Origin of the sequence: Bradyrhizobium canariense, assembly GCF_019402665.1 — a bacterium.
Lineage (GTDB): Bacteria > Pseudomonadota > Alphaproteobacteria > Rhizobiales > Xanthobacteraceae > Bradyrhizobium > Bradyrhizobium canariense.
On record NZ_VSST01000032.1, the window covers coordinates 1 to 19,727 of the forward strand.

Genomic DNA, 19,727 nt, shown 5'->3' on the forward strand with positions numbered 1-19,727 from the left:
CCGCGCATGTGCGGCATGAAGATGTCGACCAGCATCACGTCGAAATTCTGAGTTTCGAGCGCAGCCAAACCCGTTTCTCCGCCGTCAGTCAACGTGACGTCGAAGCCCTGACGTTGGAGGAGGACCTCGATGGTCGCGCCGACCATCGGATCGTCATCAACCACGAGAATGCGCGGCATGACACTTCCCAGTCATCGAAGTCCCCACAGCCAAGTTGATACAGGTGAATCGCGCGTCGGGTCAATTTGGGATTGGATAAGGGTGGATATGCACGGTGCGGTGAATAGAGGTCCACTCGCATCGATTGTGCGCGGCATCGCCGATGACGAATACGAGGCGAGCGACACAGGTGACGTGCCTGAATGAAAAAAGCGCCGCATCGCTGCGACGCCTTCTTCTTCAAGTGCTGCAGGTCGTGTTACGGGCAGGGATGACGCTGGCCGTCATAGCCGAGATAGGTGCCCGACGCCGGATCGTAGGACTTGTAGCGCTGCGCGCAGTAGCCCGCGGAATCGCCACCGCTATCGGGCACGACTGCCACTGACGGTTCGTCATAGTAGCTGTCGCCATAGTAGTAGGGATCGTCATAATACCCGCCGCCGTAATAGGCGTAGGAGCCGAGTCCGCCGATCGCAGCACCCGTTGCGAAGCCGGGCCAGAAGCCGCCGCCGTGACGGTGATGCCAGTGACGACCACTCCAATTGCCGCTACCGCCCTGCCAGTTGCCCGCAGTCGCGACGCTGCGTGTCCCGCTGTAGGACGGCGAGAAGGCCTGTCGGCTAGCCATGCCGCCTACGAAGCTGCCACCGCCGGGACGTACCGCTGCGCCGGCGGCGAAATTGCCACCGCCGCCGCCGATCCGCGCGCCGCCGAAATTGCCGCCGCCCATGCGGGCGCCGCCACCACCAAAGTGAGCCCCGCCACCACCGAAGTGAGCGCCGCCGCCGCCGAAGTGGGCACCGCCACCTCCGCCGCCGCCGCCAAAGTGTGCTCCGCCTCCAACCGCTGCGGCCCGACTTTGGGCAAAGCTCGGCGTCGCCAACGGGAGAACCAGCGCCACTGCCGCAGCCGCGCTCAAGACTTTCAGACTTTTCATGATCAAAACTCCTTTTCCCGGAAGCAAACCCCATGAAAGGGCCGGAGTTCCTGGGATCACGGGGGTTTGCGTGCGACGAAAAGTTTTCATGGCGACGCTGTATCCGGCATGAACGGATCGCGTCCGATTTGCGGCAGCGTTCCGTGCCGGTAGACCGCATCTACAGCGGGGCACCGCCGCCCGCGCCGAACTGGACATTTCGCCGTCCGGATGGCATCAGGACCCGACGAAGCAGGGCCCTTGCCGCATGAAACAGTTCTTCCTCAAGTTTTTCACCTGGTGGAATGGCCAGACGTTTGGCACCCAACTCTGGACCAAGCGCTACGGCGAGCTGGTCGGCCAGGACGAGCAGGGCAACCTCTATTATCGCACCCGTGGCGGGGTGATCGACCCGACGCTCGGCTTCGAGCGGCGCTGGGTGGTCTATAACGGCTATGCCGAGGCCAGCCGTATCCCGCCGTCCTGGCACGGCTGGATGCATCACACCGTCGACGTGCCGCCGACACAGGACAATTACCAGCCGCGCGAGTGGGAAAAGCCGCACCAGCCCAACCTCACCGGCACGGCGAACGCCTATCGTCCCTCGGGCTCGACGCTCGCCAGCGGCAAGCGGCCGAAGGCGACCGGCGACTATCAGCCCTGGACGCCCAGCTAGGCGTCTGATCCCGGTCTCAATTCTTGTCGTGGAAGTGGATGCGCCCGCATCCGCCTCGCTTTGCTGTGGACAACGGGAACAGCGGGGATGAGTCCCGCGCGCTGATTGCAGCCACGCGAGCGATGCGGCTCAATGATCGCATCTTACGGAGATGGGAGACCATCGCGTTCGGTTCGGGCAACAGTTCGCGACTGTCCCGAAATGCAGCGGCCGCCGACCAGGACTCGATCGGGAGATAGGCCCCCGGTCTGGAAGCTCCGAAATCGCCCGATGAAATGTGCAGCCGCCGTAAGACAGGAAAGGCCGCTCGGGAAACCGGGCGGCCTTTTTCTGTTGGGGCTTGTGGATGTCTCGTGCCCCGGACGCAGCGCAGCGCTTCTCCAGCGATGCGCTGCAGAGCCGGGGCCCATGCATCAGCACCCGCGTGGCTTCCTGGGTCCCGGCTCTGCGGAGCGTCACTGCGTGCCGCGCCGCGTCCGGGACACGCGAGCAACTACATCACCCGTTCCGCCGCCCGTTGGACGGCTTCGAGACGGCGGACCTGGTTCGGCGCGATCCGTTGCTTGACCTGCTCCAGCACGTCGGCTGACGCAGTATCCGGCGAACCGGAATTGAACGGAGGCGCCGGATTGTATTCGATCCCGAGCTGGATCGCTTCCGCCGTCGTGCGGTCGACCAGGATCGACACCAGCGTCAGCGCGAAATCGATTCCGGCGGTGACGCCGCCGCCCGTAACGCGATTGCGGTCGATGCAGACGCGCGTCTTGGTCGGCGTCGCGCCGAACTGGCCCAGCATCTCCATCGCGCTCCAATGCGTGGCGGCGCGGTAGCCCTTCAGGAGGCCGGCAGCGCCGAGCGCCAGCGATCCCGTGCAGACTGAGGTGACATACTTGGCGCCTTCGGCCTGCCTGCGCAGGAAATTGAGCACCTCCTCGTCATTGAGCAGATCGTCGGTGCCGCGGCCGCCGGGCACGCAGATCACATCGAGCTGCGGGCAACCGGCGAACGTCATGGTCGGTGTCAGCGTCAGCACGGTATCGCTCGGCACCGGCTCGATCCGTTTCCAGATCAGATGCAGCTTCGCGCCCGGCAGAGACGAGAACACCTGCAACGGGCCGGTGAAGTCGAGCTGGGTGACGCGCGGAAACACCAAGAGACCGATCTGGAGCGGGGACGACATGCGAGCCTCCAATTATGAGCTTGACGGAAGCAGCCTCTCATGATGCCATTCTGTCCAAAATGGCGTTTTTCCCTCGCTTTCGGACATAACCATGATCGGCATCCTGATCTTCCCGAACTTCCAGTTGCTCGATGCGGCCGGCCCGATCTCGGTGTTCGAGATCGCGGCGCGCTGCACGGGCAAATCGACGACCGGGATCCGCGTGCTGGCGGTGAACGCGGGGCCCGTGCGCAGCTCGTCCGGCGTGGAGATGATGGCGCGCGATTTCAAGTCGGCGAATGCGATCACGACGCTGGTCGTGGCGGGAGGCGCGGGGGTGACGGATGCCGCGCGCTGCGAGGTCACGCGTGCCTTCGTGCAGCGGCTGGCGCGGCGCGGCGTGCGGGTCGCCAGCGTCTGCTCGGGCGCCTATGTGCTGGCCGAAGCGGGTCTGCTCGACGGCCGTCGCGCCACCACGCATTGGGGACGCACGCGGGATTTCGTCGCGCGCTATCCCAAGGTGAAGTTCGAGCCGGACCAGATTTTCACGCGCGATGGCAATGTGTGGACGTCGGCAGGCATCACGGCGGGCATCGACCTTGCGCTCGCGATGGTGACGGAGGATTATGGCGAAGAGATCGCGCAACAGGTCGCGCGGCAGCTCGTGCTGTATCATCGCCGCAGCGGCGGCCAGTCGCAATTCTCGTCACTTCTGGAATTGAAGACGCCGAACGGCCGGTTCGGTGCGCTGCTATCCTGGGCGCGCGAGAACCTCGACGCCCGCTTGACGGTGGAAGATCTCGCCGACCGCGCCGGCATGAGCGCGCGGCATTTTGCCCGCGCCTTTGCCGCCGAGACCGGCACGACGCCCTCGAAGGCCATCGAACGGCTGCGCATCGAGGTCGCGCGCGAGCGCGTCCAGTCCTCGCGCGAGGCGATCGAGCTCGTCGCGGAGGCGACCGGCTTCGGCGATCCCGAGCGCATGCGGCGCGCCTTCATCCGCGCCTTCGGTCAGCCGCCGCAAGCGCTGCGGCGCGCGGCAAGGGCCGGGTAGGGAGAATTGATCGAGTTAGAGAGCCCGCTTGAGCGGGTGAGCAGACTTGCATAATGCCCGGTCTTCCGCCTTTTGGCCCGGAACGGACCTCGTCAAGCGAATGCACCCGTTGTAGACGATGTCTACAACACGTACCGTCGCCGATACCGATGCAAGGAACTCCAATGACTGATCGAGAAAAGATTCTGATTGCCCTTCGCGAAAAGCCCCTGAAGACTTTCGAAGTCATGAAGCGCGTGAACATCAAGAACCAGGACGACTGTCAATCGCTCCTGTTGAAGATGCGTGACGAAGGCGCCGTGAAGTTCGACATTCACAAGGGACATTGGCGTCCTGCGTGACGACATTCGCCTGGTCACCAGCGGTTCGCGACGGCAGAGCGGGCATGACTTGCGTGTTGGCAAGACTTGCGTGTTGATTCAGCCCGATGCGGCCTTGCCGCCGGTTGCCGCGGCGCCCGAGGCCTGTGCGCGCGCCGTCAAGCGCCTCGCGATCGGCATCAGCATGTAGGGCGCCAGGTGAATGGGAAACTGCGTCATCGCGAAATAGAGCCAGGTGGTGGGCGGCAGCGCGCCGGCGGTCGCGGCGAGCATCAGGCCCAGATTGCGCTGTGACACCATCAGCCCGAGCGCCAGCGCGCGCTCGTAGCCGATGCGGCGGAACAGCAGCGTGGTGACGGCGAGCAGCGTGAAATAAATCGCGAAGGCGAGCGCGGCGAAGCCGATGGTGGAGACCGGCCGGGCGACGAGATCGCTCGCGACGTCGCCCATGATCGCGGTCGCGAAGACCAGCAGGATGACGATGTTGAAGCCGTCGATCGGCTGCCTGTGACGCTGGATCGCGGCCGCGCCGAAGACCTGCCGGATCACGGTCGCCGCGAGCAGCGATGCTGCGAGGATGCCGAGCAGCTTCAAGCCCAGCGCAGGCGGCGAGATGCTGAGCATGCCGTCGAGGAACAGGCTTGCGAACAGCGATGCCGTGAACGGCACCAGCGCGGTCGCGCTCACCAGCGTGACCAGCACCAGCGTGGCGTCGAGGCCCATCAGCGCGGCCAGCGCCGGCGCGGCCATCATCGGCGAGGCCATGCTCTGCAGCATCAATGCCAGGGCAAGGTCGGGCGCGCGCGCCGTGAGCCCGGTGACATGGACGATCAATCCGACGATCACAGGCACGCCGATCATGGTCCAGGCGCTCGCGGTCGCGACCAGCGCCGGCCGACGCAGATGACTGTAGAGTGCGGCGAGATCGACCCGCATGAAGGAGATGCAGAGCAGAACGAAGATCGCCTCGGTGACGAAGGGGCGCAGCAACGCCCCGAGCGGCGGCACCGCGAGCGCAATGAACACGACGGCCGCCACCGCGCGGGTGCCCTGGCCGCCAAGCCATGTCAGCCCGCGCAGGGGGAGGGCGAATATGCTTTGAAGAACGGGCGGCATGGGAGCGGCGTCTCAGCCCAATCCTTTCAGCCACGTGCCGATCTCGCTCACGGCGACATTGGCCTCTCGCAGCAATTTTCCCATGGTGAAGAAGCCGTGGAACTGGCCGGGATAATACTTGGTAGCCACGGGCACGCCCGCTTGCCTCAGCCGCTCGGCATATTCGTTGCCTTCGTCGCGCAGGGGATCGGCACCGGCGGTGAGCACATAGGCCGGCGGCAGGCCGGCCAGGTTCGTCGCCCGTGCCGGCGAGGCGCGCCAGTCGTGGATATCGGCGGCGCCGTTGAGATAATGGTCGCGGAACCAGCGGATCACCGAATGCGTCAGCAGCACGCTGGTCTCGGGCTCGCTGTGGGAGCCGTGCGTCATCGCGAAATCGGTCGCCGGGTAGATCAGCAACTGGCCCGCGATGGCGGGACCGTTGCCATCGCGCGCGGCGAGCGCGACGACTGCGGCGAGATTGCCGCCGGCGCTGTCGCCACCGATCGAAAGCCGGGAGGCGTCGATGCCGAGTTCGCGCGCGTTGGCGGCGACCCATTTGGTCGCGGCGATCGCGTCATCGATGGCGGCGGGAAATTTGTGCTCGGGCGCGAGGCGGTAGTCCACCGAGATCACGATCAGCGCGCCGGCGTCGGCGAGCTGGCGGCAGACGACGTCATGGGAGTCGAGATCGCCGATCACCCAGCCGCCGCCGTGGAAGAACACCAGCGCCGGGGACAAGCCATCATGCCGGCGCGGCTCTTTCGGAACATAGAGGCGTGCGGGAATGGCGCCGTGCGGTGCCGGGATCGACAGCGGCGTGATGCGTGCGAGGTCCGGTGGCTCGGGATTGGTCGCAAAGCGCGCCTGCGCGTAATAGGCCCGCGCTTCCGGCGCGGTCAGGCTCTCGTAGGCGGGCCGGCCGGCCTCCTGGAAGGCCTTGTAGACGGCGGCGGCATCGGGATCGAGCACAACGGGCATGGGAAGCGACCTTGCGGGTTTCTGATTGTTCGTTGGACGTCGTTTTCGGGGGCGATGCCCGCCTGACGCCTGGGAGGAGTGCTCGACTATCCCATCCGGGGGCCGATCTGGCCAGACCGGGCCGGGAAGGGTAGGGGTGCCGCCCTTCCCCCGCCGTATTCGCCGTGTTAACCGGATGGCCTGCGAGCGGCGGTATCCCCTGTAGAATGTCCAGCAAGCCCGATTCGCTGTTGAAGCCGCGCGAGATGTTTCGAACATTTACTCTGACAGGTCTTGCGGCGCTTCTGGCCGCCACCGCACTGACGGCTGCGACGCCGGCGCAGGCGCAGATCGGCACGATCTTCTCCGATCCGCCGCCGCTGCGGCCGCCCGGCAACATTCCGCGTGGCCAGCCTCAGCCGCAGCCGCAGATTCCCGATGACGACGAAGAGGTGCCGGAGCTGCCGCCGCAGGGCCGTGTGCTGCCATCGCGTCCGATGGCGCCGCCGCCGGGTCGGCAGGGCAATGTGATGCCGGGTCCGGTCGAGACCCAGCCTCTGGCGCCGCCGCCCGGTTCTAGCGCCGCTCCGCCAAACCAGCCGCCGCCCGTCGCGGTCGCTCCGACCAATCCGCAAGGCGCCCCCGGTGCGCCCGGTCAACGCCAGCCCCAGCAAAAGGGCGGGCCGGGCGGCGCCGTCCCGCAGACGCCGGCGAGCCTTCAGCCGGGCGACGAGGTCGTCACCGAGCCGCCGGCCCAGAAGATCGTGAACAAGAAAGCGACCTTCTCCGGCCTCGACAAGATCACCGGGCGCATCATCAATTTCGACGAGGAGATCGGCGAGACGGTGCAGTTCGGTGCGCTGCGCGTCAAAACCGACGCCTGCTACACGCGGCCGGCGACCGAGGCCGCCAACACCGACGCCTTCGTCGAGGTTGACGAGATCACCTTGCAGGGTGAGGTGAAGCGCATCTTTTCGGGCTGGATGTACGCGGCAAGTCCGGGCCTGCACGGCGTCGAGCACCCGATCTACGATATCTGGCTCACCGACTGCAAAGAGCCGCAGCAAACGATTGCGACCGCGGCACCGGATCCCGGCACCAAGCCGGCAGCACCGCCGCCGCCCGCGCAGAAGAAGGCCGCGCCCAAGCAGGTGCAGCAGCGTCCGCCGCAGCAATTGCCGCCGATCCAGCAGCAGCAGCCGGCACCGCCGCCGCCACCTCCGCCGCCCGAGCAGCGGCCGGGTCTGTTCGGTATCCCCGGGTTTGGCCGCTAGGCCAAATCCCCAGCGTTTGGTCGCTAGGCCAATCGCCCCGGGTTTGGCAGGCAATCGCTGATTATTGCCGCGCGGCGATGATCTCGAGCGCGCGTGCACCCGGGATCGCTCCACCGGCGGAGAGCCTCAGGAAATCGCCGGGCTCGCCCGCGAGCGCCTTGTCGAGCAGCGCGGTGTAGCGCCGCCGCGAAATCTCGGCCGCGCCGAAACTCTTCAGGTGCTCGGTGACGTACTGGGTGTCGAGCAGCTCGAAGCCGCCATGGATGAGCCGCGCGACCAGATGCACCAGCGCGACCTTGGAGGCATCGCGCGCGGTGTGGAACATGCTCTCGCCGAAAAAAGCCCGGCCCAGGCTGACGCCGTAGAGCCCGCCGACGAGGTCTTCGCCCTGCCAGGCCTCGACGCTGTGGCAATGGCCGAGCTCGTACAGCCCGCCATAGAGGTCGCGGATGCGCTTGTTGATCCAGGTGTCCTCCCGCCCGGCCTGCGGCGCGGCGCAGCCGGCGATCGTGGCCTTGAAGGCGGTATTGACGGTCACACGAAATGAATCCGAACGCACGGTGCGCGCAAGCCGCGAGGCCACGCGAAATCCGTCGAGTGGGATGACGCCGCGCAACTCGGGCTCGACCCAGAACAGGGTCGGATCATCGGCGCTTTCGGCCATCGGAAAGATGCCGCAGGCATAGGCGCGCAGCAGCACGGCTGGCGTGATTTCAGATGGGGCAGAGTCGCGCGAAGTCATGGCTCGCGACAATAGCAGGATCGCAATGCGGTTGCGATGGGCGGGAGCGGATCAGTTCGCTGCGGCAGCAGCCGGCTTGTCGGCGGCAGCCGGGACACGGCGGAACCTCAACATGATTCGGGTTCCGGAATGGGTGGGGTCGCGCTCGACCGAAGCGTCGAGCTTGCTGGCCATGGCTGCGACGATGCGCTGGCCCATGCCGGTGGAGCGCGGATCGGCCTTGACGTTGTCGCCGACGCCATCGTCGGAAATCGACAGCAGGAGATCGTCGCCCTGCGAGGTCAGCTCGACATGGATCGGGCCGGCGCCGTCAGGATAGGCGTATTTCACCGCGTTCATCACCAGCTCGTTGACGATGATGCCGACGGCGACCGCACGGTCCGGATCGATCTCGATCGGTTCGGCCTTCAGCGTCAGGCGCGACATCCGGTTGCCCTCGGCCGACCGCCTGAGATCCTCGAGCAGCGAGTCCAGATACTGGTTCAGGACCACGCTCTTCAGGTCCTGCGAGGTGTAGAGGCGGCGGTGCACCTGCGCGACCGCGGCGACGCGGCCCATCGCATTGGTCAACGCAGCCTTGACCTCGTCCTGCGCGGCGGAGCTGGCCTGCAGGTGCAGCAGGGAGGCGATGATCTGCAGCGAGTTGCCGACGCGGTGGTTGACCTCGCGCAGCAGCAGTTCGCGTTCGGCTGCAAGAGCAGCGTAGCGGTCGCGCGAGGCATGGATCTCGGCTTCGGCTTCCTCGCGCGCCTTCTGCAATTCGGCCTGGCGCAGCGCGCCCTCGGCCGCGACGTGAAGCAGGGGGATGAAGTCGCCCTTGACGTCCTTGACGAGATAATCGGCCGCGCCCGCCTTCAGCGCCGTCACCGCAATGCTGGAATCCTGCGACGCCGTGACGAACACCACCGGCGGCGCGCCTGGGATCGCCATGATCTGCTCCAGCGTCTCCAGTCCGTCGAGGCCTGGCATGTACTGATCGAGCGCCACGACGTCGATGCCGCCGTCAATGCTGTCCTGCGCACCCGCGCGGCGGATGAGCTCGAGGCCTTCCTCGCCGCTCGCGGCGTGAACGACCTTGTAGCCGCGCCGTGTCAGGCCGCGATCGACCAGGCGCGCAAGCGCCCCGTCGTCGTCGATGTAGAGCAATGTGGGCATGCGCTGGTTCATGAGGCGGCGGGCGGGACCTGGATGACCGAGAAGAACAAGCCGAGCTGCCGGATGGCATTGGCGAAATTCTCGTAGTTCACCGGCTTGGTGATGTAGACGTTGCAGCCGAGCTCGTAGCAGCGTTTGATTTCCTGGGAATCGTCGGTGGTGGTCAGCACCACCACGGGCGAGGCCTTCAGATATTTGTTCTCCTTGATCTGCTTCAGAATGTCGATCCCGGTCATGTCGGGGAGGTTGAGATCGAGCAGGATCAGGAGCGCATTGCCCTTCTGCACGAGCCCGCTGCCATCGGGGCCGAACAGATGTTTCATCGCGTCCGTGCCGTTGGCAAAGGAGATGATCTCGTTGTTGACGCCGGACCTACGGATGTTCCGCTCGATCAGCCGCGCGTGTCCTTCGTCGTCCTCGATCATGATGATGCTGACGGGTTGGGTCATTGATCCGCGTTCCGGTTGCTGGCGTTCCAGGTGATGGGCAGCGTGATGGTGAAGGTACTGCCCGTATTCAGTTCCGATGATACCGACATGGTGCCGCCGAGGCGACGCACAAGTGCACGCACATGCGCAAGACCGATGCCCTGACCGGGCTTGTCCTGGGTTCCGGCGCGGCGAAACAGGTCGAAGATCCGCTGGTGGTCCTTGGGGTCGATGCCGCGGCCGTTATCGCTGATCTCGAAGATAGCGTAGCCGAGCTTGGTGCGCCCGCGAATTCTGATCTCGCCGGCGACGCCGGGCTTGAGATATTTGATGGCGTTGTCGATCAGATTGGAGAAGATCTGCTCCAGCGCCAGGCGGTCGCTGACGAGATCCGGCAGCGGCGCGACATGGATGTCCGCCTGCGCCTCGGCGGCCTGATGCGCCAGCGTCGACACGATGGCTTCGATCAGCTCGCGCGTGTCGATCTTCTGCGGCTGGAACTCGCGCCGACCCTCGCGGGTGAGATTGAGGATCGCCGAGATCAGGCGGTCCATCTTGGCGATCGACGACTTGATGAAGCCCAGCGCTTCGGAAAAATCCTCTGACAGCTGCTTGTCCGGACCTTCGAGTGCGATCTCGCCGTCCGGCAACGGCGGCCCGTCGGCCGGGACATGGGTGAGGCTGCCGATACGGCGGAAAATGTCGCCGCCGAGCTCTTCGAGCTCGCTGGTGAAGCCCATGATGTTGACGAGTGGCGAGCGCAGATCGTGGCTGACGATATAGGCAAAGCGCTGGATCTCGTTGTTGGCTTCGCGCAGATCGCCCGTGCGTTCGTCGACCACGGCCTCCAGATTGACATTGGCATCGCGCAGGCGTCCCTCGGCATCGTCGCGGGCAAGGGCCGAGCGCCGTACCAGCCAGATCGAGATCAGGGCCAGCAGCACGACGAGGCCGGAGCCGATGCCGGTCATCGACGCGGCCAGGGTCTGGCTGTGGTCCGAATTGACCGTTCGGAGCCGGAACAGCCGTTCTTCTTCCTGGATCATCCCGGTCGCGACATTGGCGATCGCGGCCGTTGTGTCCGTGGAGGCGATCTCGCGGACCAGCGCTGCGGCCTTCTCCGGCTCGCCCCTCCGGATGAAATCCATCTCCTGCACGAACTGGCCGAGCCTGGTCTCGATCGCCGCGCTCAGCTTCTCGATGTTTTGGCGTTGCTCCGGATTGTCGCCGATCAGGCGCGTGAGCCTGTCGAGAGCCGGGATGATCGCTGCCACGGCCTTGGCATGGTCGACCTTGAAATCCTCGCCTTGTGTCAGAAGGTAGCCCCGGGCGGTGCTCTCGGCGCGGCGGATTTCCAGCAGGAGCGCGTTGATCTGGTTCTCCGCCTCGATGGTGTGAATCACCCATTTGCTGTCGTCTCTCGCCTTGTTGACGAGGTAGACGGAGCCGGCGCTGATCACGGTCAGCACCAGCAGTCCCGCTGCGAACAGCAGGATCTGCCAGAATGTACGCCGTCGCTGCGCGTCAGCGATCACGACGGTCTCGCTCGATCAGGATTGCGGACTTCAAAACGCCCCCTCGGAACTGTCCCCATCGTGCCAAACGCGATTGGGGCCAAAGGGTTCCATAGGCAGGGACGGCTACTTCGGGGCGGGTTCCGCCTTGCCGGCAAGATATTGTTCCAGCCAGTGGATGTGATAGTCGCCGTTAATGATGTCGTCTTCGCGCACCAGAGCGCGGAACAGCGGCAGGGTGGTCTCAATGCCCTCGACCACCATCTCGTCCAGCGCCCGGCGCAGCCGCATCAGGCACTCGCCGCGGGTCTTGCCGTGCACGATCAGCTTGCCGACGAGCGAGTCGTAATAAGGCGGGATCGTGTAGCCCTGATAGACCGCGGAATCGATCCGCACACCGAGCCCGCCGGGCGGGTGATATTGCGTGATACGGCCGGGCGAAGGACGAAAGGTCTCCGGATTCTCGGCGTTGATGCGGCACTCGATCGCGTGGCCGATGACCTGGACCTCTTCCTGCTTCGCCGGCAGGTCGCCGCCGGCGGCGATGCGGATTTGCTCCAGCACGAGGTCGATGTCGGTGATGCTCTCGGTGACGGGATGCTCGACCTGGATGCGCGTGTTCATCTCGATGAAGTAGAACTCGCCGTCCTCGAACAGGAATTCAATCGTGCCGACGCCGAGATATTTCATCTCGCGCATCGCCTTGGCGCAGGTCTCGCCGATCTTGGCGCGTGCAGCCGCGGTCAGCACGGGCGAGGGGCCTTCCTCCCAGACCTTCTGGTGGCGTCGCTGCAGCGAGCAGTCGCGCTCGCCAAGGTGGATCGCGCCGCCGCGGCCGTCGCCGAGGATCTGAATCTCGATGTGACGCGGCTTCTGCAGATATTTCTCGAGGTAGACAGAGGCATCGCCGAAGGCGGATTTGGCCTCGTTGGCCGCCGTCGACAGCGCGACCTGAAGATCGGCCTCGCTCTCGGCCACCTTCATGCCGCGACCGCCGCCGCCTGCCGCGGCCTTGACCAGCACGGGGAAGCCGATCTTCCTGGCGATCGCCATCGCGTCGTCGTTGGGGCCGACCCCTCCGTCGGAGCCGGGCACCACGGGAATGCCGAGCTTCTTGGCCGTCCTCTTGGCCTCGATCTTGTCGCCCATCAGGCGGATGTGCTCGGCCTTCGGGCCGATGAAATGCAGATTATGCTCGGCGAGGATTTCGGCGAAGCGCGCGTTCTCCGACAGGAAGCCGTAGCCGGGATGCACGGCATCGGCACCGGTGATCTCGCAGGCCGCGAGCAGCGCGGGGACGTTGAGATAGCTGTCCTTGGACGCCGGCGGTCCGATGCACACGCTCTCGTCCGACAGGCGCACATGCATGGCATCGGCGTCGGCGGTGGAGTGCACGGCGACGGTCGCAATCCCGAGCTCCTTGCAGGCCCTGAGGATGCGAAGGGCGATCTCGCCGCGATTGGCTATGAGGATCTTGTCGAACATGGTGTCCTTATTGGACTGACGCGCGGAAAGCGGCGAGGGCGATGAGGTCGCCCTCGACCGTCACTCAATAATCACGAGCGGCTCGCCGTACTCGACCGGCTGACCGTCCTCGATCACGATCTGCGTCACCGTGCCGGCGCGCGGCGAGGGGATCTGGTTCATGGTCTTCATGGCTTCGATGATCAATAGCGTCTGGCCGACCGAGACCTTGCTGCCGACCTCGATGAACGGCTTGGCGCCGGGCTCCGGCGCCCAATAGGCGGTGCCGACCATCGGCGAGGTCACGGCGCCGGGATGCTTCGACAGGTCGGCAGCGGCAGGCGCGGCGGCAGCTGCGGCCGCCGGGAGGGCAGCGGGAGCGGCCGCCATCTGCATCGGCATGGTCGCGGCGACGCTGATGTTGCGGGCGACGCGCAGGCGCAGGCCGGCACGCTCGATCTCGATTTCGGTGAGGCTGGTCTCATCGAGCAGCAAGGCGAGCTCGCGGACGAGGGCGGAATCCTCGCTGGAAAACTTTGCGGCTGCTTTGTCGTCTGGCTGGCGCGCCATGTTGTTTGATCCGAATGTTCTGTGTGAAGGGGGAGCGTCAGGCTTTGGGCTTGATGCCGAGCTTGGCGGCAAGGCCCTGAATGGCAAGGCGGTAGCCCTCGATGCCGAAACCGCAGAGCGAGGCGAAGGCCGCGCGCGCGGTGTAGGAGTGATGACGGAAATTCTCGCGGGCGTGAATGTTGGTGACGTGCACTTCGACCGTCGGGATCTGCACCGCGAGGAGCGCGTCGTGCAGCGCGATCGATGTGTGCGAATAGCCGCCGGCATTGATGATGATGCCCTTCATCTTGCGGGCGTGTGCCTCGTGGATGAAGTCGATCAGCTCGCCTTCGCGGTTGGATTGCCGGCAGTCGGCCTTGAGGCCGAACGTGGCCGCCGTCTCCCGGCACAGCGCCTCAACGTCGGCCAGCGACGCATGCCCGTACTTCTCGGGCTCGCGCGTCCCCAACATGTTGAGGTTCGGCCCGTTCAGGACAAGGATCGTGTCGGTTGCTGGTTCGGCCATTCCAATCCCGCAAGAGGTGCTTCGGCGTGGCGGGGGTTATAGGTAACAAAGCGCGTGAGGGGAAGCCTTGAAGGACCTCCGAGGTGGCTTCAGATGCCTCATCCGGGGTGCAAAAATCTGTGCGCAAGCTACGGAAATTGCTTGTTAACCAGTCCGAAGCATGGCTGCCGGCCGAACGGCAAAGGGGCGGGCATTGCTGCCCGCCCCCGATGGTTGCCGGGTATCGTCTTACGTGTTCAGGACAGCCACGATCTCATAGGTGTCCGGATTGACGATCACGATCTCGTCCTTGACCAGGACGTAGCGATAGGTCCGCCATTCCGGATAGATCGTCACGACACGGGACGGCAGGGTGTGCAGCTCGACGCCCTCGCGCGGAATGCGAGTGCCGACCGAGATCGAGAAGTTCACGTTCGTCACCGGACGCACATGCTCCTCGCGGATCACCGAGGTGATCTGCGTGCGTTGCTCGGTCGAGAGCTTGGCGCCCGCGCCGGCCTGACCGACCGTCGTGTTGGTGCTGCTCTGACCCTGCGCATTCTGGTTGGTGCTGGTGCCGGTCTGGCCCTGAGCGTTCTGGTTGGTGCGCGTCTCGGTACCCTTCTGGTTCTCGGCATTGTTGGTGCTGCTGGTGCCGCTCTTGGCGCCCTCAGCCTTCATGTCCTTCTGGTCCTTGGCGCCGGTCTTGCTCGAGTCCTTGCTCGTGTCTTGACTCATGCTCTTGGACTTGTCCTGCTGACCCTGCGCGCGTTCGTCGGTGCGCTGGCCCTTGGTAGCGCCGGACTTGTCCTCAGCCGCGTTCTTGTTCATCTCGCGGCCGGAGTGCTCGTCCTTGGTCGCGCCGGAGGATTTGTCCTCGGCGGACGTGCCGGATTTCATGCTGCTGGAGCCACCAGCCTGGCCGACGGTGCCCTTCTCATGGGCGGATTCCTTACCCATCGAGCCGCCGCGTTCGGCGGCGCCGCCGGAAGGCTGCGAATGCTGCATCTGCGCACCACCGGCGCCGCCACCGCTGTCGCGGTTCATGGTGCCCTGTGCGTTCGCCAGACCGGTGCCCGCGACGAGCGCGAGTGTGGCAACCGAGATCATAAAGCGGTTAGACATGGAATTCTCCTCACGTGTTCAATTGCGTCATTGCCCGCGCCGACAACGAAAGGAGATTTGAGTTGTTCCGGAACTTCGGTGGTTCCGGGGCTTTTGTTTGTTGAATGCCAGATGAATGCGCGCGCCAGATTTCGGCGCAATGAAAAGGCCGGCGTTTCAGCCGGCCTTTTGCATGCGTGAGTTGTAGAGCAGATCGCTTATCAGCAAGTCGCCTTGTCAGCAGGTCGCCTTGTTAACAAGTCGGCTAATTAGCAAGTCGCTTTGCCGCAGCGGGCCACAGCGATCTTTTCCTTCAGGCTTTCGACACCGACGGCGCCGACAACGATCTGCCTGCCGATGACATAGCTCGGCGTGCCGTTCATCCCCATCGCTTCGGCGAGTTTGAAGTTCTCCTCGATGGTGGTGCGTACCTCGGCGCTGCCGATGTCCTTCTCGATCTTCGCGACGTCGAGGCCGGCTTCCTTGGCCGCCTGAAGTGCGCGCGCCTTGTCGGCCGCCCCACGACCGCCGAGCAGCTTCTGGTGGAAATCGAGATACTTCTTGCCGGAGGGATCTTGCATGCGCACCGCGACGGCGACCTGGGCTGCTTCGACCGAGCCCTGGCTCAGCACCGGAAACTCCTTCAGCACCACCTTCAGCTTCGGATCGGCCTTCATGAGGTCGAGCATGTCGCCCATCGCGCGCTTGCAGTAGCCGCAATTGTAGTCGAAGAACTCGACGAAGGTGACGTCGCCGTCCTTGTTGCCGAGCACGACCTGGCGCGGCGAATTGAAGATCGCATCGGAATTCTGGGCGACGCTGGCTTCGTGCTTCTGCGTCTCAGCCGCGGCCTGGCGCTTGGTGAGCTCGGTCATCGCTTCCTCGAGCACCTCGGGATGGGTGACGAGATAGTTCTTGACGATCGCCTCGATATCCGTGCGCTGGGCATCGGAGAAGCTGTCGGCCGACGCGGGCACGGCTGCGCCGAACATGGCGAGCGCAAACAGCGCGGGAGCAAGCAGGCGCAGCGAAGGCATAGGCAAATCCTCTTATCCAAAGCAGGTTTCGGAAAACGTCCCGGCGGACTTAAGCTCGGTGTCGTGACGTCGTTTCGTAAGGCGTCGTGGCGTAAGGCGTCGTTCTGGTCAGTTGCGCGGCGGTTTCGACGCCACGATGTCGTCGGCCTTGACCCATCCGGGTGTGCCGACGGCGAAACGGGTTTTCGCGCGCGTCGCAAGCTCGCGGGCGGTCTTGTTGTCGCCGCGCAGATAAGCGGCCTGCGCCGACGCCAGATCGGCCTCGGCATAGTCGCCCTTCCGGCCATAGGCCATCGCGAGCTGCATGTAGCCGAGCACGGCCTCCGGTTCCCGTGCCACCGCGGCCCGGAGAATCCGAACGGCGTCATCGGTGTAGGCCTTATTATCGGACCCAACCAGAGCCTGCCCAAGTAACATCTCGATGAGGGGCGCGTTGTTCGAAAGTGCGACAGCCTTGCGCAGGGCCGGAATCGCCTCGGCCGGCTTGCCGCCCTCCAGCAGGGCCTGGCCGCGCACCTCGTAAAAATACGCATTGTTGGGCTGGACCTGGATCAGCGCGTCAATCTGGGTGAGCGCGCTGCGCAAATCCCCATGCAAATAGGTGCTGATGGCGCGGGCGTAGCGCGCCGGCAGGCTGTCGTTGGTCAGGGGATAGCGGCGGTACACCGTCTCCGGCCGTTCCATGAAGGCGGAGATCTTGGCGCGCACCATGTCGTGGCGCAGCTGAAGCGCGGGATCGTCCTTCTTGTCCCAATAGGGGCTGGCGCTGGCGAACTCCTGCAGTGAAGCGACGCGCTCGGCGGGCATCGGGTGCGACTGGAGATAGGGATCGGCGCCCCGTGCTGCGAACAGGCTCTCGCTGGTGAAGCGCTTGAAGGTCTCGTACATGCCCTTCGGCGACTGCTGGGTCGCCGTCAGGAATTTCACGCCGGCGCGATCGGCGTTCTCCTCCTGCTGCCGCTGGTAGGACAGCAACGTACGGCGGATCATCTCCTGCGGGCCGGCGAGGGCGGCGGCTCCCGCATTGGCAAGGCCATTGTTGCCGGCGCTGCCGCTGCCGCGGGTGCTGCCCACGGCCATCGCGCCGGCGCCGAGCAGCATGGCGATGATCATCTGGGTCTGGGCATTGGCGAGCTGCTCGCGCAGCTTGGACAGATGGCCGCCGGCCAGATGCCCGGTCTCGTGCGCGAGCACGCCGATGATCTGGTTCGGCGTCTCCGACTGGAGGATCGCGCCGTAATTGACGAAGATGCGGCGGCCGTCGGCGACGAACGCGTTGAACGAGCCCTCGTTGACGATCACCATCTGGATGTTCTGCTTCTCCAGACCGGCGACGCGCAGGATCGGGCGGGTGTATTCGCGCAGCAGCTGCTCGGTCTCGGTGTCGCGCAGGACCGGCGGCCCCTTGGCCTGCGCATGCGCGGCCGAGAACGGCGTCAGCGCGATCGCAGCCGCCGCGAGGAGGGAGATGAGGGCGGTGGCCTTCTTGCGCAATGCGATCTGGAACAACATCAAGCGGTCTGGGTCAAACGGTCTTGTCAGCAGGCTGGTCGAGCAGTTTCGTGATTGGTTTTGACGATTGGCGGCGGACCGGATACGCGATATGCCCTTTTGAGCCGTTCCCCTTATGAGCCGTACAATGCGGCCAGTCTGGGGCGCAAGAACCCCGTTCTCAGACCGGACGGATCAGTCCGCCAGCGAATAGCAGAAATCGATGCACGATGCGACCTTGAGGAACCGGTTGGGGCAGTGGCTTGAGCCCTCCCGCCGTAGCGATGTTCCCCCGTTCATGGTGATGGACGTCATGGCCGCGGCGGCCCGGATCGAGGCGGCCGGGGGCCATGTCATCCACATGGAGGTTGGCCAGCCCGCCGCCGGCGCGCCGAAGACCGCGATTGCGGCCGCCCATGCGGCGCTCGAGGCAGGGCGGATCGATTATACCTCCGCGCTGGGCATCCCCTCCTTGCGCGCGCGCATCGCGCGGCATTATCGCGATGCCTATGGCTGCGATGTCAGCCCCGAGCGAATCGTGGTGACCACCGGCTCCTCCGGCGGGTTCATTCTGGCTTTCCTGGCGATGTTCGAGCCGGGCGACCGCGTCGCCGTGACGGTGCCGGGTTATCCGCCGTACCGTCATATTCTCACCGCGCTCGGCTGCGAGCCGGTGCTGATCGAGACTACGAACGAGACGCGCCATGCGCTGACCGGCGAGGCGCTGCTGGTCGCCCATCGCAAGGCGCCGCTGAAGGGCGTGCTGGTCGGCAGCCCGGCCAATCCGACCGGGACCATGATGTCCCGCGAGGCGCTCGCAGGCCTGATCGCTGCGGCGGAAGACGCGGGCATCCGTTTCATCTCGGACGAGATCTATCACGGGCTCGACTACGCGTTTCCCGCGGTGACGGCTGCGGCGCTGTCGGACCACGCGCTCGTGATCAACTCGTTCTCGAAGTATTTCTGCATGACGGGCTGGCGCGTCGGCTGGATGGTCGTGCCCGAGATTCTGGTGCGGCCGATCGAGCGGCTGCAGCAGAACCTGTCGATCTCGGTGCCGTCGCTGTCGCAGATCGCGGCCGAAGCGGCCTTCGACGGCGCGGCCGAGATGGAGGAGATCAAGCACGGCTATCAGGAAAACCGGCGCATCCTGATCGAGGGATTGCCCAAGGCCGGCCTGACCAGGTTTCTGCCGGCCGACGGCGCGTTCTATCTCTATGCGGATGTCTCGGATTTCACCTCAGACAGTTTCGACTTCGCCAAGCAGATGCTCGAACAGGCCCATGTCGCGGTCACGCCGGGGCTCGATTTCGATCCCATCCATGGCCGTTCATTCATACGGCTCTCTTATGCGCGTTCGGCTGCGGAGATGCGGGAAGCAGTTGACCGGATCGCTCACTGGCTTAAATAGCCGCCAGTTTTCGACAGCCTTCTGGAGTGCAACTTGTCTGACCGTTCCGTCCCGTCTACCGCCACGCATTCTCCTCTCGCCGCATTGATGTGGCCAGTCCGGCCCGGTGAAACCGTCGGCGCCTTGCGCGCCGTCGTGCTGATTGCGCTCGGCACCGCCTTGATGGCGCTGTCAGCCAAGGTGAACCTGCCGCTGCCTTACGTGCCCATGACATTGCAGACGCTGGTCGTGTTGATGATCGGCGCCGCCTATGGCTGGCGGCTTGGCAGCGCAACCATGATTGCCTACCTCGCCGAGGGCGCAATGGGCCTGCCGGTGTTCGCCGGTCCCGTTGGTGGAATCGCACCGCTGGTCGGCCCGACCGCGGGCTATCTGTTCGGCTTCATTGGCGCCGCCTTCGTCACCGGCTGGCTCGCCGAGCGCGGCTGGGATCGCAGCGTCATGCTGCTGTTTGCGGCCATGGCCGTCGGCCACATCCTCATTCTGGCCGCGGGCTTTGGCTGGCTGGCCTTTGGCCTCGGCCTTGGCGCCGCAAAGGCTTGGCAGGTCGGCCTGATGCCGTTCGTTGCGGCGTCGTTGGTCAAGAACGCGCTGGGCGCGACGTTGATGCCGGCGATACGCCGGGTGGTCGATCGCGGGTAAAGCGCGCAATAACGAGCAGTTCCGATTGACAGGGCCGGCCAAGTTGATCTTGGCTGGCCCGGCGTTTTGAGG

At 65.1% G+C, this 19,727-nt stretch carries 21 protein-coding genes; 6 read left to right on the top strand and 15 right to left on the bottom strand.

Features of this window, described 5'->3' with window-relative positions; all coding sequences use genetic code 11:
- The coding region (locus tag FXB41_RS17250) for a response regulator (RefSeq protein ID WP_219682620.1) at window positions 1-179 on the bottom strand (179 nt) is incomplete at its 3' end.
- 239 nt (window positions 180-418) lie between these two features.
- Window positions 419-1,096, bottom strand: a complete 678-nt coding sequence (locus tag FXB41_RS17255) for a BA14K family protein (RefSeq protein ID WP_219682588.1) — start codon at window positions 1,094-1,096, stop codon at window positions 419-421.
- 247 nt (window positions 1,097-1,343) lie between these two features.
- Between FXB41_RS17255 and FXB41_RS17260 the strand changes: the two genes are divergently transcribed.
- Window positions 1,344-1,751, top strand: a complete 408-nt coding sequence (locus FXB41_RS17260) for an NADH:ubiquinone oxidoreductase subunit NDUFA12 (protein WP_007591635.1) — start codon at window positions 1,344-1,346, stop codon at window positions 1,749-1,751.
- Window positions 1,752-2,244: 493 nt separating this feature from the next.
- Here FXB41_RS17260 and FXB41_RS17265 read toward each other — a convergent pair whose 3' ends face one another.
- A complete protein-coding gene (locus FXB41_RS17265) occupies window positions 2,245-2,931 on the bottom strand; it encodes a DJ-1/PfpI family protein (protein ID WP_219682589.1) in 687 nt (228 codons plus the stop codon).
- 91 nt (window positions 2,932-3,022) lie between these two features.
- On the opposite strand from FXB41_RS17265, the gene FXB41_RS17270 reads away from it, so the two are divergent.
- Together FXB41_RS17270 and FXB41_RS17275 are read left to right on the top strand one after the other, a co-directional pair.
- Window positions 3,023-3,964, top strand: coding sequence for a GlxA family transcriptional regulator (locus FXB41_RS17270; protein WP_219682590.1), 942 nt, complete (start codon window positions 3,023-3,025; stop codon window positions 3,962-3,964).
- Window positions 3,965-4,128: 164 nt separating this feature from the next.
- Window positions 4,129-4,305 carry a hypothetical protein gene (locus tag FXB41_RS17275; protein WP_007591624.1) on the top strand — a complete coding sequence of 59 codons (177 nt, stop codon included), beginning with the start codon at window positions 4,129-4,131 and terminating at the stop codon, window positions 4,303-4,305.
- Window positions 4,306-4,383: 78 nt separating this feature from the next.
- Here FXB41_RS17275 and FXB41_RS17280 read toward each other — a convergent pair whose 3' ends face one another.
- The gene (locus FXB41_RS17280; protein WP_219682591.1) at window positions 4,384-5,400 is read right to left on the bottom strand and encodes a bile acid:sodium symporter family protein; all 1,017 of its coding nucleotides are present in this window, start codon (window positions 5,398-5,400) and stop codon (window positions 4,384-4,386) included.
- Between the two features lie 12 nt (window positions 5,401-5,412).
- The gene (lipP1, locus tag FXB41_RS17285; RefSeq protein WP_219682592.1) at window positions 5,413-6,360 is read right to left on the bottom strand and encodes a LipP1 family hormone-sensitive lipase; all 948 of its coding nucleotides are present in this window, start codon (window positions 6,358-6,360) and stop codon (window positions 5,413-5,415) included.
- A gap of 206 nt (window positions 6,361-6,566) precedes the next feature.
- Here lipP1 and FXB41_RS17290 point away from each other — a divergent pair, with 206 nt between their 5' ends.
- Window positions 6,567-7,613 carry a DUF2155 domain-containing protein gene (locus FXB41_RS17290; protein WP_007591621.1) on the top strand — a complete coding sequence of 349 codons (1,047 nt, stop codon included), beginning with the start codon at window positions 6,567-6,569 and terminating at the stop codon, window positions 7,611-7,613.
- Between the two features lie 61 nt (window positions 7,614-7,674).
- Here the strand turns inward: FXB41_RS17290 and aat are convergent, their stop codons facing one another.
- The 10 genes from aat to FXB41_RS17340 form a co-directional block, all read right to left on the bottom strand.
- Window positions 7,675-8,355: a leucyl/phenylalanyl-tRNA--protein transferase gene (gene aat / locus FXB41_RS17295; protein ID WP_219682593.1), complete on the bottom strand. Its 681-nt coding sequence runs from the start codon at window positions 8,353-8,355 to the stop codon at window positions 7,675-7,677.
- Between the two features lie 51 nt (window positions 8,356-8,406).
- Window positions 8,407-9,522 carry a sensor histidine kinase gene (locus FXB41_RS17300; RefSeq protein WP_219682594.1) on the bottom strand — a complete coding sequence of 372 codons (1,116 nt, stop codon included), beginning with the start codon at window positions 9,520-9,522 and terminating at the stop codon, window positions 8,407-8,409.
- Window positions 9,519-9,959 carry a response regulator gene (locus FXB41_RS17305; RefSeq protein ID WP_007591617.1) on the bottom strand — a complete coding sequence of 147 codons (441 nt, stop codon included), beginning with the start codon at window positions 9,957-9,959 and terminating at the stop codon, window positions 9,519-9,521. The genes FXB41_RS17300 and FXB41_RS17305 overlap by 4 nt, the downstream gene beginning before the upstream one ends.
- Window positions 9,956-11,473, bottom strand: a complete 1,518-nt coding sequence (locus tag FXB41_RS17310) for a sensor histidine kinase (protein WP_219682595.1) — start codon at window positions 11,471-11,473, stop codon at window positions 9,956-9,958. The genes FXB41_RS17305 and FXB41_RS17310 overlap by 4 nt, the downstream gene beginning before the upstream one ends.
- A 105-nt stretch (window positions 11,474-11,578) precedes the next feature.
- The gene (gene accC / locus FXB41_RS17315) at window positions 11,579-12,937 is read right to left on the bottom strand and encodes an acetyl-CoA carboxylase biotin carboxylase subunit (RefSeq protein WP_007591613.1); all 1,359 of its coding nucleotides are present in this window, start codon (window positions 12,935-12,937) and stop codon (window positions 11,579-11,581) included.
- A gap of 60 nt (window positions 12,938-12,997) precedes the next feature.
- Window positions 12,998-13,486, bottom strand: a complete 489-nt coding sequence (accB, locus tag FXB41_RS17320) for an acetyl-CoA carboxylase biotin carboxyl carrier protein (RefSeq protein WP_007591611.1) — start codon at window positions 13,484-13,486, stop codon at window positions 12,998-13,000.
- A 37-nt stretch (window positions 13,487-13,523) separates the two neighbouring features.
- A complete protein-coding gene (aroQ, locus tag FXB41_RS17325) occupies window positions 13,524-13,991 on the bottom strand; it encodes a type II 3-dehydroquinate dehydratase (RefSeq protein WP_007591609.1) in 468 nt (155 codons plus the stop codon).
- A gap of 228 nt (window positions 13,992-14,219) precedes the next feature.
- On the bottom strand, window positions 14,220-15,095 hold the full coding sequence (locus tag FXB41_RS17330) for a DUF1236 domain-containing protein (RefSeq protein WP_007591608.1): 876 nt from the start codon (window positions 15,093-15,095) through the stop codon (window positions 14,220-14,222).
- Window positions 15,096-15,343: 248 nt separating this feature from the next.
- Window positions 15,344-16,111 carry a DsbA family protein gene (locus tag FXB41_RS17335; RefSeq protein ID WP_219682596.1) on the bottom strand — a complete coding sequence of 256 codons (768 nt, stop codon included), beginning with the start codon at window positions 16,109-16,111 and terminating at the stop codon, window positions 15,344-15,346.
- Between the two features lie 108 nt (window positions 16,112-16,219).
- Complete coding sequence (locus FXB41_RS17340; protein WP_007591606.1) at window positions 16,220-17,623, bottom strand: M48 family metalloprotease; 1,404 nt, start codon at window positions 17,621-17,623, stop codon at window positions 16,220-16,222.
- Window positions 17,624-17,825: 202 nt separating this feature from the next.
- Here FXB41_RS17340 and FXB41_RS17345 point away from each other — a divergent pair, with 202 nt between their 5' ends.
- Both FXB41_RS17345 and FXB41_RS17350 read left to right on the top strand, forming a co-directional pair.
- Window positions 17,826-19,013 (top strand): pyridoxal phosphate-dependent aminotransferase, encoded by a 1,188-nt coding sequence (locus FXB41_RS17345; protein ID WP_219682597.1) that lies wholly within the window; start codon window positions 17,826-17,828, stop codon window positions 19,011-19,013.
- A gap of 87 nt (window positions 19,014-19,100) precedes the next feature.
- The gene (locus FXB41_RS17350; RefSeq protein WP_063992558.1) at window positions 19,101-19,655 is read left to right on the top strand and encodes a biotin transporter BioY; all 555 of its coding nucleotides are present in this window, start codon (window positions 19,101-19,103) and stop codon (window positions 19,653-19,655) included.
- Window positions 19,656-19,727: the final 72 nt, after the last annotated feature.